At 61.5% G+C, this 16,456-nt stretch carries 15 protein-coding genes; 8 read left to right on the top strand and 7 right to left on the bottom strand.

Going from position 1 to position 16,456, the window contains the following annotated elements:
• Nucleotides 1–12 precede the first annotated feature (12 nt).
• From QMY55_RS10780 to xseA, 4 genes are all read right to left on the bottom strand, one after another.
• Nucleotides 13–3,324 (bottom strand): WG repeat-containing protein, encoded by a 3,312-nt coding sequence (locus QMY55_RS10780; RefSeq protein ID WP_283488582.1) that lies wholly within the window; start codon nt 3,322–3,324, stop codon nt 13–15.
• Entirely contained in the window at nt 3,321–4,664 is a 1,344-nt protein-coding gene (locus tag QMY55_RS10775) for a hypothetical protein (RefSeq protein ID WP_283488581.1), read from the bottom strand. The genes QMY55_RS10780 and QMY55_RS10775 overlap by 4 nt, the downstream gene beginning before the upstream one ends.
• 293 nt (nt 4,665–4,957) lie before the next feature.
• Nucleotides 4,958–5,539, bottom strand: coding sequence for a superoxide dismutase (locus QMY55_RS10770; protein WP_283488580.1), 582 nt, complete (start codon nt 5,537–5,539; stop codon nt 4,958–4,960).
• A gap of 354 nt (nt 5,540–5,893) precedes the next feature.
• Nucleotides 5,894–7,228 carry an exodeoxyribonuclease VII large subunit gene (gene xseA / locus QMY55_RS10765; RefSeq protein ID WP_283488579.1) on the bottom strand — a complete coding sequence of 445 codons (1,335 nt, stop codon included), beginning with the start codon at nt 7,226–7,228 and terminating at the stop codon, nt 5,894–5,896.
• Nucleotides 7,229–7,661: 433 nt separating this feature from the next.
• Between xseA and QMY55_RS10760 the strand changes: the two genes are divergently transcribed.
• The 6 genes from QMY55_RS10760 (at nt 7,662) to adk (ending at nt 12,238) form a co-directional block, all read left to right on the top strand.
• Nucleotides 7,662–8,297, top strand: coding sequence for a MotA/TolQ/ExbB proton channel family protein (locus tag QMY55_RS10760; protein ID WP_283488578.1), 636 nt, complete (start codon nt 7,662–7,664; stop codon nt 8,295–8,297).
• A gap of 14 nt (nt 8,298–8,311) precedes the next feature.
• Nucleotides 8,312–8,743, top strand: coding sequence for an ExbD/TolR family protein (locus tag QMY55_RS10755; RefSeq protein WP_283488577.1), 432 nt, complete (start codon nt 8,312–8,314; stop codon nt 8,741–8,743).
• A gap of 272 nt (nt 8,744–9,015) precedes the next feature.
• Nucleotides 9,016–10,041, top strand: coding sequence for a tetraacyldisaccharide 4'-kinase (gene lpxK / locus QMY55_RS10750; protein WP_283488576.1), 1,026 nt, complete (start codon nt 9,016–9,018; stop codon nt 10,039–10,041).
• A gap of 81 nt (nt 10,042–10,122) precedes the next feature.
• Nucleotides 10,123–10,311, top strand: coding sequence for a Trm112 family protein (locus QMY55_RS10745; RefSeq protein WP_283488575.1), 189 nt, complete (start codon nt 10,123–10,125; stop codon nt 10,309–10,311).
• 84 nt (nt 10,312–10,395) lie between these two features.
• A complete protein-coding gene (kdsB, locus tag QMY55_RS10740) occupies nt 10,396–11,172 on the top strand; it encodes a 3-deoxy-manno-octulosonate cytidylyltransferase (protein WP_283488574.1) in 777 nt (258 codons plus the stop codon).
• 409 nt (nt 11,173–11,581) lie between these two features.
• A complete protein-coding gene (gene adk / locus QMY55_RS10735) occupies nt 11,582–12,238 on the top strand; it encodes an adenylate kinase (RefSeq protein ID WP_283488572.1) in 657 nt (218 codons plus the stop codon).
• Between the two features lie 90 nt (nt 12,239–12,328).
• Here adk and QMY55_RS10730 read toward each other — a convergent pair whose 3' ends face one another.
• Nucleotides 12,329–13,363: an asparaginase gene (locus tag QMY55_RS10730; RefSeq protein ID WP_283488571.1), complete on the bottom strand. Its 1,035-nt coding sequence runs from the start codon at nt 13,361–13,363 to the stop codon at nt 12,329–12,331.
• 81 nt (nt 13,364–13,444) lie between these two features.
• Here QMY55_RS10730 and lexA point away from each other — a divergent pair, with 81 nt between their 5' ends.
• Nucleotides 13,445–14,119 (top strand): transcriptional repressor LexA, encoded by a 675-nt coding sequence (gene lexA / locus QMY55_RS10725; RefSeq protein ID WP_283488570.1) that lies wholly within the window; start codon nt 13,445–13,447, stop codon nt 14,117–14,119.
• 164 nt (nt 14,120–14,283) lie between these two features.
• Nucleotides 14,284–14,691 carry a hypothetical protein gene (locus tag QMY55_RS10720; RefSeq protein WP_283488568.1) on the top strand — a complete coding sequence of 136 codons (408 nt, stop codon included), beginning with the start codon at nt 14,284–14,286 and terminating at the stop codon, nt 14,689–14,691.
• 564 nt (nt 14,692–15,255) lie between these two features.
• Here QMY55_RS10720 and QMY55_RS10715 read toward each other — a convergent pair.
• Both QMY55_RS10715 and QMY55_RS10710 read right to left on the bottom strand, forming a co-directional pair.
• On the bottom strand, nt 15,256–15,585 hold the full coding sequence (locus QMY55_RS10715) for a hypothetical protein (RefSeq protein ID WP_283488567.1): 330 nt from the start codon (nt 15,583–15,585) through the stop codon (nt 15,256–15,258).
• Between the two features lie 75 nt (nt 15,586–15,660).
• On the bottom strand, nt 15,661–16,374 hold the full coding sequence (locus QMY55_RS10710) for a Crp/Fnr family transcriptional regulator (RefSeq protein ID WP_283488566.1): 714 nt from the start codon (nt 16,372–16,374) through the stop codon (nt 15,661–15,663).
• Between the last annotated feature and the right edge of the window lie 82 nt (nt 16,375–16,456).

The following is a 16,456-nucleotide window of genomic DNA, read 5'->3' as shown; positions in this document are numbered from 1 at the left end:
CCTTTTCTGAACTCAAGGCTTGGCGCAAGCCTGCCCGGCCTTGCCGCTGAGCTCGGGCGGCCAGCGGATCTCTCCCGCCTTGTCCAGCAGCACGGCCGTGGTGCCGCAGCGCCAGGCGCTTTGCACCACCAGTTCACCCTGCGCATCCGTCACACCCAGATTGCCCATATGACTGACAGGTGCGCGGCCTTCACGCAGCTGGCCCAATGCGTCAAAGCGGCCGCCCAGAATCCGGCCATCGCGCTCGTCAACCAGGCTCAGTTGCAGCTCCTGTGCAGGTTCACTGCCGGCTGCAGCCTGGTTGTGGCCCTGCTCGCCGGCTTTTTGCCGTCTGAGCAACGGGCGAGCCAGTGGATGCTCTGCCGGAAGCTGCTGCAGGCTTTGCAGGCTCAGACGGGATTCGCCGTTGGCCCAAAGGCTGGCGTCGTCAAAGATGGCAATGCGCCGGGCCTTGGCATCCAGCAGCTCGGTCCGGCGACTGTCGTTTTCATCGTCACCGCCCTGCACTTCAACACGGCGCGCCACGGAACCGGGCAGTACCTGAAGCGAGCTCTTATCGGCAGCGGCCTGCAGTCTTGGCACGCCCTGCATGTCTCTCACCGAAGCGTTTTTGCCGAAGCCCTGCACAAACCAGTTCAGCGGCAACCCATCATCCACGGCCAGCTGTTCTGCAGCCGGCAGCGGCGAGGGCGCAACCTGCCATTTTTTGGGAGGCAAAGCCGTTGCGTCCAGCGCCAGCTCCGGGACCTGCACCAGACGGGTGTGACGGCCATTGAGATCCAGCGCTCCATCGCCTTCATAGGCACTGCCCAGCCGCGCCACGTTGTGATTGGCCAGGGCATCAAACCCGCGGCTATCGGCAACCACCGCCAGCCAGCGGCCCTGATCGTCAAGCAATCCTTTCCATTTACCTTCACTGGCGCTGATCCAGTGATGCTTGGCCATGGAAACCTGGCCGTTCAGCGCAGGCAGCAGAACCTTGCCTTGCGGCGTCATCACCCCCTGCCCGTCTCCATTGCCAAACAGCACCAGGGCCTCGCTTTCGGCGGGCCGCATTTTCAGCGACAGCCAGCGCGTCAACGGCTTGCCCTGAGCCGAGAGCAGCATGGAATAGCTGCCTGCTGCCTCGTCGGAGCGCGATCCTACCCAGCCATGCAGCACCTTCTTGTCGTCCAGAATGGGTTGAAGGTAATCGAGCCGGAGCCAGGGCGACAGGCGCTGCCCCGTTGGCGAGTACAGTGCGCGCAGGCCACGCCCCTGCACACCTTCTTCATCTTCCTCACCTCCCGGCGCAGGCTTGCTCATGATGACTTGCCCGCCCGCTACCTGCAGCAATTGCGCACCATCCAGGCCATCGAGCGGCAGCAGACGCGCCTGCTGCGCATCCAGCAGCTGCCAGCGCCCCTCCAGCTCCAGCCAGCTCAGGCCCATAGCCACGGCATGGGCACGCATGCCCGGACTGACCTCCACTTGCTGACCACGCGCATTCCACAGCAGATCAGGCTGGGATGCTTTTCCTCGCTGCCCTACCCAACCACCGGCCATGGAGAAAAGGCTGCGGTTGCGTTCGGGCTTGACCAGCCAGCGCCCTTGCGCATCAATCACGCCCATGCCCTCGTCCGTGCGCAGCACAACGGGTGGGGCATGTTCCTGAGAATCACGCGGGGTGTACCACTCGACACTGCGCGCGGCTGGCAGTTGCACCCAGCGCTCAGTGGCAGTCAGTGCGTAGTGCGCATGTTCGCTGCTGCCGTCTTTGCCGCGGACATAGGTCGCAAAAACCGCCAGCGGGCGCGTGGCCTTGGCTGCAGTATTCTGCTCATCCGCCGTCAGCCAGACTCGCTCCAGCCCCTTGAGCTGGCTACGCATGCTGGCGCTCAACAGCGCCTTGCCCTGACGGTTGAAGAGCTGGGCATCGTCCTTGAAACGCAGCAGCGCCATATCCGCAGTCGTGCGCAGGCTCTCCACCTGACCGGTGCCAGACCAGCTGCGCCCCTGGGGACTCTGCACCCAATGCTGGCCATCGCAGGTGTTGACCACACTCCAGCCCCCCGCGCCCGTAGTCAATGCACGCGCCGGGTAGTAACTATCTTTCTGGCAGTTCAACGTGGACAGACGTTCTCCACGCGCACCAAGCAGCAAGACTTCGCTGCCGGCACCGCTCTTGGCGACAAAAAAACCGCGCTCACGCCGGATTTCTGCGTAGGCCGGCGTCAGCAGCTGGCCTGCGGCACTGACCAGGAAATACTCGCCAGCACCGCCTCCCACCGAAGGCGGCGCAGGCCGAGTGATGGCCTGAGCATGGCCAGTGCCCCCAGGCCGGGCAGACTGAACAACTGCTTTGGCCTTGGCCTCGCGCACGCCAATACCCACGCCATTTTCAAAATCGCCCAGACGGCTGAACTCCGGCGGCTGCAACCAGCGACCGCTTTCGTGCATCAAACCTTTGCGCCATTGATCCTGAAAGACCGAGATGACAGCCGCCTCGGGCGAAACCGGATCCTCGAAACGCTGCTGCCGTGTCAAGGGCAACACCTTGCCCTGCTTGCTGATGGAGCGCGCAGGCACCTCCAGATCGGCCAGCCAGCGCTGCGGCTGCGCACGGCCCTGGGTGATATGCACCCGCGTGTCGGACGGCAGGCCGGCTGGCGGCTTGGGCAAAGCCAAGAGCTGGCCGCCTTGTGTGACAAAAGCCTGCGCGCCTTCGCTGGGCTCGACCAACGCCCTGTCACCCACAAAGGACTTCGCACGGTAAAAGCGTGCAGACATGGCAGGTCGCCCCTGGCTGTCGATAAACCCCATGTCGATCCCGCCCTTGACGGGCCAGGACACGACAGCCAACCCCTGGGAAAAAGGCGCGGCATCATGGAACTGCGGCGCTATGGCCCACTGTCCCTGAGCGTCGATAAAGCCCCAGCGCCCATCATCGTCCTGCTCGCAACCACAATCCTCGCTCTTGCGGGCCTTGACCTCCAAAACCGGCGCCAGCCCTTGAGAGAAAGCCTTGGCCTGCTTGAACTGCGGCGCAATCTGCACCCTGCCCTCACGGTCCATATAGCCCCATAGGCCATTGAGCTTGAAAGCGGCCAGACCTTCCGAGAAAGCGCAGACTTCCTCCATGGCAGACACCGTGCCCTGCACGGGACGCAGACAGCTCTGACCCATCTCTTCCTGCGCCTGAACAGAGCCTGCAGCAACGTACAGCAAGCTGCCTGCGGCGAGGCCCACCAGCAACTGGCGTACAGCATGGGCAACCGGGCGCCCGAGTTCAATTGGAGCGGCTTGTCCCCTGATATCTTTTTGCATGACTTGGCTTGTGTTCATTGCTGCACCTCATCAAGGGTCTGCAGCTTGCGCAGCGTCAGCAGAATCCGGGCCCGTACCTCGGGTGTCTGCTCGGCTTTCATCAGTGGCTCTATCTGGCTTTGCACCTGGGCAAAAAACCCATTTCCGCTGGAATCCTCGTCCTGTGCCTCATTCATGCTGGAAGCCAGTGCCCTCAGCTGCTGACAGAAGTTATCTGCAGGCTGAATGCTGGCCAGGCTTTCATCGAAACTTGCCGCGCGCTCGCCCAGCAGTTCACCGCTGCGCCAGCCATACCAGCGGTATTGCGTGCTGAGCGCCGAGCCTGACAGGCAGCTGCCGCGCCGCAGTGCCACGACCTCGGCATCTCTCAACGCTTGCGCATCCATCCCCTCTGGCGGTTTGGGCACGGGCTCGGGCCTGCGCACATCTTCCCAGCGCTCGTATTCACCGTTCGGCAATGCCTTGAAGGGCAGCAAGGTATGGCGCGCATTGATTCTGTCCTCCATTGCCTGGCGAGTGGCAGCATCGGACCAGGGCACCACGGTATTCCCGGGCTCCGACCCCGGGCCATGCAGCTCGCGCTGCCACTGCACACGCTGGCGTGCGATATCGGCCAGCATGGCCGATGCGCCCCGGGACTTGACCGCCTGCAGCTGTGCCTGATCGATCTGGAAGTTCAGCTTGGTCCGCAGCAACCCGGCATCGTCCTGCAGTTGCGCCGAGATGGGCAAATGGCTGAGCCTGGGTGCAGGCTTGCGCGCGGCTTCACGGCGCTGATCAAGTAGCTTAGGGTCGCCCGCAGCCAGGCAGGCCAGCCCTATTTCCGAGCTGCCCAGCCAGCGATTGGCGCCCTCACGCCTGTCAGTTATCATGCGGGGAGTCGACTTGGCGGGACGCTCCAGCAACACCTCGCCATTGCGATCCAGCAGTGCTTCGCTGATCTCTGCATCGTGGCCGGTCTGGCAATCGACCAGGCGTTTGGCATACACATACCAGGCGCGGTCATACAGTTCCCTGGGCCAGGATTCGCCACCATGCAGCGGGTAGCGACTCGCCGTCTGCAGCAGGGTATCTGTCCGCCAGCGCAAGGCGCCCAGGTCCACGGCATGCGCCCTATCGTTGTGATACATGGGAAAGTTGAGCCAGCGATAGGCGCTGTCAAAGGGCAGTTGCAGCGGCCCTTGGGCCTCCAGGGCCGAGACCTGCAGATTCGCATCACTGGCCTGGCCAGCCTTGCCCGCCGGCACACCAGTGCAAGCGCCCAGCAGCAAGGTGGTGGCGCACACCAGTCCGATACGTTTGGCGGGCAATGTCTGTGCGCTGCGGACGGACTCCGCAACCTTCATCCGGCGCTGCATCAAAAGCTCTCCCTCTTTATCTCGAAACCTGGACAAAAGGGAGCACCATATCGAAAGCCTGAGCCTTCGGTCAATGAAAACAGCCTGCGCACCAGGTGCGAAGGCCCGGGCTCGTCAGCGATTGGTCAAACTTGGTGATCGCTTACGTGCCGGTAGGCAAGTGGTAAACGCCAACACTGGAACCATGGCATGCAGAAATCGCAGCCCTATAAATGACAAAAGGCCCGCATGAGCGAGCCTTTTCGTGCGGGCAGACTGCGGCCGTCCAACAGCCGCTGCCTGCCAACCAGCAATTAAGCGAAGTTGGCTTCAGCAAACTTCCAGTTCACCAGCTTGTCGAAGAAGGTTTCGACAAACTTGGGACGTGCGTTGCGGTAGTCGATGTAGTAGGCATGTTCCCAGACGTCCACGGTCAGCAGCGCCTTGTCGCCGGTGGTCAGGGGAGTGCCTGCGGCGCCCATGTTGACGATGTCGACGGAGCCGTCAGCCTTCTTCACCAGCCAGGTCCAGCCGGAGCCGAAGTTGCCTACGGCGGAAGCCACGAAGGCCTTCTTGAACTCGGCGTAGGAGCCCCACTTCTTGTTGATGGCATCAGCCAGGGCGCCCGTAGGTTCTGCACCGCCATTGGGGGTCATGCAGTTCCAGAAGAAAGTGTGGTTCCAGATCTGGGCGGCCTGGTTGTAGATACCACCGGAAGACTTCTTGATGACTTCTTCCAGCTCCATGTTTTCAAACTCGGTACCCACTTGCAGCTCGTTGAGCTTGACCACATAAGCGTTGTGGTGCTTGCCGTGGTGGTACTCCAGAGTTTCCTGGCTGTAGGCAGGAGCCAGGGCGTCGATGGCATAAGGCAGTGGTGGCAGAGTGCGTTCCATGATGGTTTTCCTCGTGGTTGAAATTGTGGTCCGGCATCGCATCGACAAGAGGCGAAGCCGCGGGCGATAAAGCCGTGGTGTCTGCTTGAGCACCCGCTGGTGCGGCGGGCATATTGCTGTACTACAGCCGTCAAGTATTGCACCAACCGGGCCATTGTAGGAACAAATAAGCCCATGGTCGCCGTTCAACAAGACTATTGCGTGACGCAGCCAAAGCATTCGCTCACCACCTGCAGCCTATGCCTATGGGGGTTGCCAGCATTGGGCGCCTCTTTGGCAAAAGAGAACTGATGTAGAAGCTGCGCTGCACCAAGGGGTTTACCGGCTCCAGCCACCTCACCGATACCTGCAGCCCTATAGCAGGCGCGGCGGGGTCACGACCAGATCCAGCGAGCCATCGGATAGCTGCGCCTTGAGCGCACTGCCGGCCGGCGCCTGCGCCACCTGGGTCACGGGCTTGCCGCCGTCGTCCGTCAGCAAGGCATAGCCGCGCTGCAGCACCAGCCGCGGGTCCAGCAACTGCAGACGCAGGTCCATGCGCTCCAATTGCTGCTTTTGCCGCTCCAGACTGCGCTGCAGAATTTGTGGCAAATTGGCCTCCAGCGCTTGCTGGTTCTGCGCTTTATGCTGCAGTTTGATGAGCATGGCATGACGCAGGCGCTGGGCATGGCGCGAGAGCTGCAACTGCTCGCGTGCCAGTTGCTGGCTGGGCCTGCCCAGGCGCTGTCCAGCCAGATCCAGGCGCTGGGCCTGGCGATCCAGCATGCGCTGCACCGCGTTGTCCAGCCGGTCCTGCATCAGCCCCAGAGCTCCCAGCCAGACTTCGCGCGGCTGCGCCACCAGTTCGGCCGCAGCCGTGGGGGTGGGCGCGCGCAGGTCGGCGCAAAAATCGGCGATGGTGAAGTCGGTTTCGTGACCCACGCCGCTGACCAGCGGCACGGGGCTTTGCACAATGGTGCGCGCCAGTTGCTCGTCGTTGAAAGCCCAGAGGTCTTCCAGCGAGCCACCGCCACGCACCAGCAGGATGGTGTCGATGAGGGGTTGGCCCGCTTTTTGAGCCAAATCACCGTCCAGCGCTTGCCCAGCCTGCGCCAAACGATACATCTTTGATAGCGCTTGCACCAGCGACTGCGGCGCCTGCGCACCTTGCACCAGGGCCGGAACAATGACCACGGGAATATGCGGCACGCGGCGGCGCAGGGCCGTGATCACGTCATGCAAAGCCGCCGCACCCAGCGAAGTCACCACGCCGATGCCGCGCGGCAGCGGCGGCAGACTGCGCTTGCGCCCTGCATCGAACAGACCCTCGGCCTCCAGCTGAGCCTTGAGACGCAGAAACTGCTCGAACAGCGCGCCCTGACCCGCGCGCTGCATGGTCTCAACCACCAGTTGCAGATCGCCGCGCTGCTCATAGATGCCCAAGCGCCCACGCACCTCGACCAGTTCGCCATCGCGTGGCGAGAAACCCACATGCTCGGCTGCACGGCGGAACATGGCGCAGCGAATCTGGCCGCTGGCGTCCTTGAGGTTGAAATAACAATGCCCGCTGGCTGCGCGCGAAAAACCACTGAGTTCCCCACGCACCGCCACGGGGTTGAATCGTGCCTGCAAAGCATCACCAATGGCGTGGCATAGAGCCCCAACATCCCACACATGTGGCGCAGTCATTGGCTTTGAAGTTTCAAACATTGAATTCATGCGATGTCGGGCAGGATTGGCAAGCCCGGATTTTTCCACAGCTGTCGGCCTCCAGCCTTTTCGTTGACAAAGTCGGCCCCGCTTCAGAGATCAGTGCAAAAACAAAACGCAAATATTTGATTTTCAATGGTTTATTTCCATTCACACACGCGACACAGTTGTCACACATCGCTGAACATTGCGGTACCCGAGCCGAGCAGACGCACTAGCGCACAAAGTTATCCACAGAATTTTGTGTTATAGAAGCGCCAAACCATCCAAAAGCAAGCCGAAGGCATGGTGCCAGCGCCCATGGGCCGGCAGCACCTCGTCTTGCTGCGCTGGCGCAAACCAAAGGCCATCGACAGCACAAATACAGGCTGAGGCAGCGCGGGGCTGGGTCATAATCGCCGACTGCAATTTCGAACGACGAGGGAGAGCAACGTTGCTGTCGATCATACAAGCCGCAGGATGGCCTATCTGGCCTTTGATTGCCTGCTCGATTCTGGCCTTGGCCCTGATTTTTGAGCGCTTCGCCGCTCTCAAGACCAGCAAGGTCGCACCGCCCAATCTGCTCAATGAAGCGATTTCGGTATCGGCCAGGAGTCTGCCCAATACTGAGACCACTCAGCAACTGGCCCAAAGCTCGGCACTCGGTGATGTGCTGGCCTCCGGCCTGCGCACCCTGCAGGCCCATCCGGACAGCAGCGAAGACGAGCTGCGCGCCGCCATGGAAGGCGCAGGCCGTGCGGCCGCCCACAAGCTGGAGAAGTATCTGAGCGCCCTGGCCACCATCGCCTCGGCCGCCCCTCTGCTGGGCCTGCTGGGCACGGTCATCGGCATGATCGAGATCTTCGGCTCCCAATCCGGCGGCGGTGCCGTGGGCGGCGGCAACCCTGCGCAGCTCGCACATGGTATTTCGATCGCGCTGTACAACACGGCGTTCGGCCTGATCGTGGCCATTCCCACGCTGATCTTCTGGCGCTACTTCCGCGCCCGCGTGGATGCTTATCTGCTGGGCATGGAGCTGGCTTCCGAGCAGTTCGTGCGCCATCTGGCCCGTCTGAAGCTGGTCAAGTAAGCGGAAAGCTCACCATGAACTTCCGTCCCCGCCACCGTGATGAACCCGAGATCAATCTGATCCCCTTCATCGACGTGCTGCTGGTGGTGCTGATCTTTTTGATGCTCTCCACCACCTACAGCAAGTTCACCGAGCTGGAGCTGACGCTTCCCGTGGCCGACGCCGAGCAGCAGCGCGACCGGCCCAAGGAAATCATTGTCGCCGTGGCCTCCGACGGTCGCTACGCCGTCAACAAGCAGGCTCTGGACGACCGCACCATGGAAGCCGTGGCCTCCGCACTGTCGGGCGCGGCCGCTGCAGGCAAGGACAGCGTGGTCATCATCAGCGCCGACGCCACCGCTCCCCACCAGTCGGTGGTGACCGTCATGGAAGCCGCCCGCCGTGCAGGACTGTCGCAGATTACTTTTGCGACACAGTCTTCGGCCTCTGCGGGCAAGGCAAAATAAGCCAGCCTTCATCAAGCCGCTAGCAAGCCGCCAATTCACCGATTGGCGGCTTTTTTCATCGCCGGGCCGCCCCAAGGTGAAAAACACCCCCTCGGGGGGCAGCGCACTACGCGAAGCGAGGAAGCGTGGGGGCCATTTTTCATCGCTGGCTTGCCGAAAGATGAAAAGCGCCCTTCTCGCTGGGGCGAGCAAACCACATGCAGCAGGGAGCGTCAGCTGCCATTTTTCACGGCTTTCAAGCCGTATGATCGGCAGGCTTGAAACCGCCCCCCATGCCTCAGACCTCCTCTTCCTCCAGTCCATCCTCCCAAGGCTTGCGTGCCTTGTGGCGCAAGCGGGGGCTGGGCGCATGGCTGCTGTGGCCGCTTTCCTGCCTCTATGGCGGCCTGCAGGGCTGGAACGCGTGGCGCATGCGCCGGCGTCAGCAAAGCACGGGGCTGCCTGTGATCGTGGTGGGAAATGTGATTGCCGGCGGTGCGGGCAAGACGCCCGTGACGCAGGCAGTTGTCGCCCATCTGCAGGCTGCCGGCTGGACGCCGGGCATTCTCTCGCGCGGCTATGGCCGCAAGACCGACGACTGCCGCGAAGCCCTGCCGGACAGCCCGGCCAGCGAGGTCGGCGACGAGCCCGCCCTGCTGGCCCGCAGCACGGGTGCGCCCGTCTTCGTGGCGACCAAGCGGCTGGATGCGGCCCGCGCGCTGCGCGAAAAATATCCGCAGGTCGACATTTTGGTCAGCGACGATGGCCTGCAACATCTGACCATGGCCCGCGATGTGGAGCTGTGCGTATTCAACGACGAAGGTGTGGGCAATGGCTTTTTGCTGCCCGCAGGCCCTTTGCGCGAACCCTGGCCCCGCGATGTGACCGCCACGCTGTATGCTGGCCAAGCGCCCCAACCCACAGGCAGTGCACCAGCCTTTGCGCTGCGACGGCAGTTGGCCGATCACGCGCGCAATGGGCGGGGCGAGAGCCGCTCTCTGCGCGATCTGGCGGTTCGCCCCGTGGAGGCCGTGGCCGCGGTGGCCCGGCCGGAATCCTTTTTCTCCATGCTGCTGGCTCAGGGGTTGACGCTGGACGCCACCCAGGCACTACCGGACCACTATGATTTCGAGAGCTTCTCACGCAAGCTGGATAATGGATCAGCATTGATTTGTACGGAAAAAGATGCGGTCAAACTCTGGCGCAGTTTTCCCGATGCCTGGGCCGTGCCGCTGCAATTGCAGCTGCCCCATGCGTTCTGGGCCCTGCTCGACGCCAGACTGGCCGCGGTTTGCCCATCAGGCCCCGGAAGGTCTTGATCGCTGACTATCATTAGCGCCAGTTTTCGGAAATTTCGCAGCCCGACCGGCTGCACCACTCATTGATTGCAGGACTTTCCCATGGATGCCAAACTTCTTGAACTGCTGGTCTGCCCCGTGACCAAAGGCCCTTTGCGCTTTGACCGCGAGCGCCAGGAGCTGATCAGCCACAGCGCGCGCCTGGCCTATCCCGTGCGTGACGGCATTCCCGTGTTGCTGGAAAACGAAGCCCGCACCCTGACCGATGACGAAATCGACGAAGCCTCCTGAGTCGCTTCGCGTCTTTCCCCTCGAAGGGGGACGGCCCTTGCTGGCCGTCTCTGACCAGTCCTCTGTGAGCTGTTTCCTGTTTCTATGTCCTATACGGTACTGATTCCCGCCCGCCTGTCCTCCAGCCGCCTGCCCGGCAAGCCCCTGGCCGATATCGGCGGTCTGCCCATGGTCGTGCGCGTAGCCCAGCGCGCCGCCAAAGCGGGCGCTGCGCGCTGCGTGGTCGCAGGTGATGACGAAAGCATCGTCGCTGCCTGCGCTCGGCACGGCATTGAAGCCATCCTGACCCGCAAGAACCACCCCAGCGGCAGCGACCGACTGGCCGAGGCCTGCGAACAGCTGGGGCTGAGCGGTGACGATGTGGTTGTCAATGTCCAGGGCGACGAACCCCTGATCGACCCGCTGCTGATCGACGCCACGGCCAAGCTGCTGCTATCCCGCCCCGAAGCCAGCATGGGCACGGCCGCCCATCCCATTGACACTCTGGCCGACTACCGCAACCCCAATGTGGTGAAGGTGGTCTGCGACGCCAATGGTCTGGCCAGCTATTTCAGCCGTGCACCGATTCCCTTTTCGCGCGACCACGCCGATGAAGAATGGTGGAAGACGGCAACTGCCAAGTCTGGCCATACCGGCTTCACCCCGCTGCGCCATATCGGTATCTATAGCTACAAAGCCGGTTTTCTGCGTGAGTTCCCGCAGTTGGCTCCCGCTCCCACCGAGGCCATGGAGCAGCTGGAGCAGTTGCGCGCGCTGTGGCACGGCCATCGGATCGCCGTACACATCACCCCCGACGCACCCGGCGCTGGCGTGGACACGCCTGAAGACCTGGAGCGCGTGCGCGCCCTGTTCGCCAGCTGAAGCAATGAATCTGCCTGCGGCAGGCAGACTCCTCTTCGACAAGCCCCTTGTTGGCGGCCCTCGGGCAAACCCCGATTTTGCATCCAGCCCCCTGACCTGCCCAAAACAGATGACCTGGTATCTTTTTGCCAGGTATCTCAAGCTGGTCAAGCGCTGACAGCTATACTTTTACATAGTCCGAACAGCACATGCACAGCCCAGCAGGCCTGCGTTACAACGACAACAGTCGTGCTGGCGACGATGAACAAGCCCAAGGTGGCCGCACTTGTGACAGTTTTGTCTATGGCGTGTAAGCCTGTGTTGGTCTTGTGCGTGCTATCCTTGCCCGCGAAAAATACGGCCCGAGGCTGACAGGCGTCCACCCGCCTGCTCTGGCCAGCAAGAATTTCTACTCTCCTCAAGGATTTCCATGAAACTGATTTTGTTGGGTGCACCCGGCGCCGGCAAAGGCACTCAGGCCGCCTTTATCTGCCAAAAGTACGGTATCCCTCAAATCTCCACCGGCGACATGCTGCGTGCCGCCGTCAAGGCTGGCACGCCCCTGGGCCTGCAAGCCAAGGCCGTGATGGATGCCGGCCAGTTGGTCAGCGACGACCTGATCATCAATCTGGTCAAGGAACGCATTGCCCAGGCCGATTGCGCCAACGGTTTCCTGTTTGACGGTTTTCCTCGCACCATCCCCCAGGCCGACGCCATGAAGGCTGCCGGCGTGAAACTGGACTATGTGCTGGAAATCGACGTACCCTTTGAGGCCATCATCGAGCGCATGAGCGGCCGCCGCAGCCACCCCGCTTCGGGCCGCACCTACCATGTCAAGTTCAACCCCCCCAAAGTGGAAGGCAAGGACGATGTGACCGGTGAAGACCTGGTTCAACGCGAAGACGACAAGGAAGAAACCGTCAAGAAGCGCCTGGACGTGTACAGCAGCCAGACACGCCCCCTGGTGGATTACTACCAGAACTGGGCCAAGCAAGACGCTGCCAGCGCCCCTCAGTACCGCGCAATCAGCGGCCTGGGCAGCGTGGAAGAAATCACCGAGCGTGCACTGAAGGCCCTGGCCCAGTAAACCGCAGTGAATTCACCACTCCAAAAAAGCACCGCCCAGGTGCTTTTTTGTTGTCCGCGTCAGGTACGGCAAGCGAGTGAAGCTATGGCTTCAGGAGCTTCTGAGCAGCTCAAGCATCATCGCCACCCGTGCCTTGCTGGGCGGCAACAGTACGCAATCCAGCATCTGCGGGTCTGCAGCCCGGCAAAGCTGAGCCTTGATCTCATCCATCAGGCCGGCCTCGCCTGCGTCGCCGGCCACGGGCTCACCCTGGCCCACCGTCTGTCCTTCCAGGCAACGCGTCGCGCACCAAACCATCACCCCCTGCTCCCGCGCGCGAAGCAGCGCCTGTTGCAACTCATGATGCACGGTGGCATTGCCCGTTCCCGCCACCACCAGGCCCTGCACACCGGCCCCCACCAACGCATTGACAGCACGCGCACCCTGCGCTGCACCGGACTGCAAAAGCTCGACCCAGGGCAGCTCGTCACAGCTCAGCAGATCCAGCAGGTCTGCCTGCGCCCAGGCGCTGCAAGCGGCAGAAGGGGCGGCCACCCAACGCACTCGCCCCTCTTCCACATAAGCGCATGGCCCGCCTTCATAAGAATGCATGGCGTTCAAGCGATAGGGGTGAACCTTCAGCACCTGCCGCGCAGCATGAACTTCACCGGCAGCGGCGACCCACACACCTCCTTGCCCCCCAGCGGCCACGGCCACGGCGTCGCGCAAGTTCTGCGGGCCATCGGCTTGCAGCGATGTGGCGGGCCGCATGGCGCAAGTCAGCACTACGGGCTTGCCCGGCTGCAGCACGGCCTGCAGCAGCCAGGCCGTTTCTTCCAGCGTATCCGTGCCATGGGTGATCACCAGCGCCTGAATGTCAGCGTCATCCAGCGCCTGTGCCGTCGCCTTGAGCAGCGTGCGCCACACACCCCAGTCCATGTCCTTGCTGTCCACCTGCGCCAATTGCACGGCATCCAGCACCGCGCCGGTGCGCCCTGCAGCAATACGTGGCAAATCCGGCACGGCTGCAATCAGCCCCTGCACACTGATCTGCCCCGCCCTATAACCCACGCCCTGCGTGCTCTCTGCAGCCTCACCGGCAATCGTTCCACCGGTTCCCAAAATCACAATCTTTGGATTTGGCACTTGCTCTCCACATCAAACTGGTTAAAAATACAGGTACTGTATAAACCCACAGATCAACAATTCGGTGACCGGAAGCCAGACATGCTAGACCACCCCAAACTCACACCCCGCCAGCAGCAGATTCTGGACCTCATCCAGTCCACCATCGCGCGTACCGGTGCGCCACCGACTCGGGCAGAGATTGCAAGCACCTTTGGCTTCAAATCCGCCAACGCCGCCGAAGAGCACCTGCAAGCCCTGGCCCGCAAAGGTGTGATCGATCTGGTCAGCGGCACCTCGCGCGGCATTCGATTGCGCGCCGATACCGTACGCAACATCAACGCTGCCCGTGGCACCAGCTTTGCCTTGCCCATGACGGCCTTGAGCCAGCTGATCCTGCCTCTGGTCGGCCGCGTGGCCGCAGGCTCGCCCATTCTGGCTCAGGAACATATCGACCAAACCTATTCGGTGGAACCCAGCCTGTTTGCGGCCAAGCCCGACTACCTGCTCAAGGTGCGCGGCATGTCCATGCGTGACGCCGGCATCATGGACGGCGACCTTCTGGCCGTGCAATCCGCACACGAAGCACGCAACGGCCAGATCGTTGTTGCGCGCCTGGGGGATGATGTCACCGTCAAACGTTTCAAGCGCACCCCCCAGGGCATTGAGCTGCTGCCCGAAAACCCCGACTACAAGATCATCCACGTCGACCCCGAAGAGCCCTTCGCCATCGAAGGCCTGGCCGTAGGCCTGATCCGCAACACCATGTTCATGTAAGCGCTGGTCAACCACCCGACGAGATCGCTCAGCAGCCACTCGCCCCCCGAATTTCTCCAGTCCAGGTGGTAGGCGCGAAGCCGGATGCTTCGCCCTGGGCGGAGCTTTGCCCGAAATCCGCAATCCTGCCCGATCCACGCCGAAAGGCCCTGAGGAGTTGCTTTATGGAATTCGCCAAACCTTTGCTCGCTCTGACTCGCTGGAAACTCAAAGTCTTCCCGGTCTCCCCTTCGGCCAACCTGTGCAGCATTGCGGCTCCAGCTCCGGCATCTCCAAACCAAAGCGAGAATATCGTTGCACACGATGTTCAAAGCGCCTATTTGAACGTCTTCACCATGCGCAAAAGCCGAACTCGCAGCAAGGCAACGCGCAGCGCCGTACCAGCGAGCCCTCAGCTCAGCTTGCCCCTGCAGACAGACGCAGATGCAGCGCTTGCAACGGCCCGCACCCTCAAAATCGTCCAGCGCGAACCCCGCAAGCAACCCGAATGCCTGTTGATTTCCGGTCGCATGGCCGATGTCTGCGCTGCCCTGGAAAATATGGCACGCAACGAACGGGCCATGCAGGCCTGAGTGAACTACCTCCACTCCAGCAGACAATTCTGAGCTTCAAGCTCGGGCGCGCTCAAACGCCGCGGGGCTGTGCCCCCCAGATGACTGTGGCGGCGTGAGCGGCTTTTGAGCGCACTGGTATTTGCAGATCCCAGCAGTACACAGACATAAACGCGGAGTCTTCCCACCAGGTCAAGCCTTGCTCCCAGGGAGACTGTATGAATGCGGTATTGCTTGAAATCGGTGCTGCACATAGGCTTTGCGCATACCGTAATGCGCAGCTTGCAAGCTGCTGTTTTGCAGTCAGATCCCATGACAACGAAACCTCATTGATTTTCAGCCGAGCCTGAGGTTCTCATCCCTCCCTCCAATTCCCCGGGCACGCCGCAAGGCATCGGCCTTTATTTACGTGAACCACCGATCGAGCCAGAGTGGTTCGCTCAGGGCATCGGCCCATCGCTGGCGATCGATGGCGTCCAGCGACTTGGAGCCTCTGGAAGAAACTACAGCCTTGCAGCGCAGAGTTGATCGATATGTTCAAGCTTGGGAAAGCCACAAGGCCGCCATCCGGCTTCTGATCTGAATCTATTGTTTGGGTGTTTGGGCTGCTTCAGCAGTCGCCGTTTCACATTGCTCTCGCAACCAAAGAATGCTGTCCAGTTTCGTCATATCCGGCGCGCGCTGCCGAAGAAAATTCAGAGATGCTTGCAGAGCCGCGCTGTACCGGCTCTCGAATTCATCGTCTGCACCACCAGGCGGCGCCATCATGTAATGGCAATAGTCCGGATTCTGCGCAAACTCCCGCACAGGATTGGACTGCTCCATCGAGAAAGCCGAGCTGCACAGGCCTATAGTCAGAAAAACCAAAGCGCTGCTCCTGTAACTACGACCCATCCACAGCGACGCTTTTTGCATGGTCTCTACCCTTCAGTATTGAAAAATTCATTCTCTGACGGGCTCTTTCAGGCCTTTGTATCCCGGTATACGGTACTAGCTGTTTTTTAGGACCTCACGCAAAGTTGCAAGGTCTACGGTGATATGGCCCTTTTTCGCATCGACAATGGCGCCGCAATCCACCAGCTTGGCTATGGTGCGAGTCACCGATACCCGCGATAAGGCTGTCATGGAGGCAATGGCCTCATGCGAGAGGGAAACGTCTGGTAGATGATCCGCAGAATTGTCGTCAGCGCTTTGCCGCGAGCTGTGATTGGCCAACTGATACAGCAGACTCGCCACTCTGAAAAGCGGCTGCGGCGAGGTGATCGAAGAGATGCGATCCAGCAGCATGCGATTCTTCAACCCCAAGAGTTTGATTAGCGAGACGGCAATTTCAGGCTGCTGCCCGAAGCATTCCGCCATTTCCTCTGCGGTGTAGCTGCTGACCACGGCATCACTGACGGCTCGAACAGAGGTGCCTCGCTTCGCTCCGGAAAAAGCTGGCCCCTCTCCGACCACGGCACCTGGGCCGAAGAGCTCGACCAAAATTTCTGTCCCATCGGGACGCAAGATTCTTGAGTGGAACACGCCGCTGCGTATGAGGTGAAAGCTGCGCAGCACCTGACCTTGTCGGAACAGGCAATCACCGACAGCCAGCCTCGCCACCGTTCCGATCTGTGGAGCGTTGAGTAGCATGGCGGAAAGTTCCTCGTGGCAATCCCAGGAACCATAAGGCGGTGCTTCGGCGTTTTTAGGTCTCGTGGCCATTTTTCTTTGATCAATCAAGGGCCGGATTATGGACACGTACCTCGCACGCGAAGCTCCACCAGAGCGGCAATGTGTGACCAAA

It is taken from the genome of Comamonas resistens (genome assembly GCF_030064165.1).
Classification (GTDB): Bacteria; Pseudomonadota; Gammaproteobacteria; order Burkholderiales; family Burkholderiaceae_C; genus Comamonas; species Comamonas resistens.
This window is presented reverse-complemented; position numbering and strand designations above follow the sequence as displayed.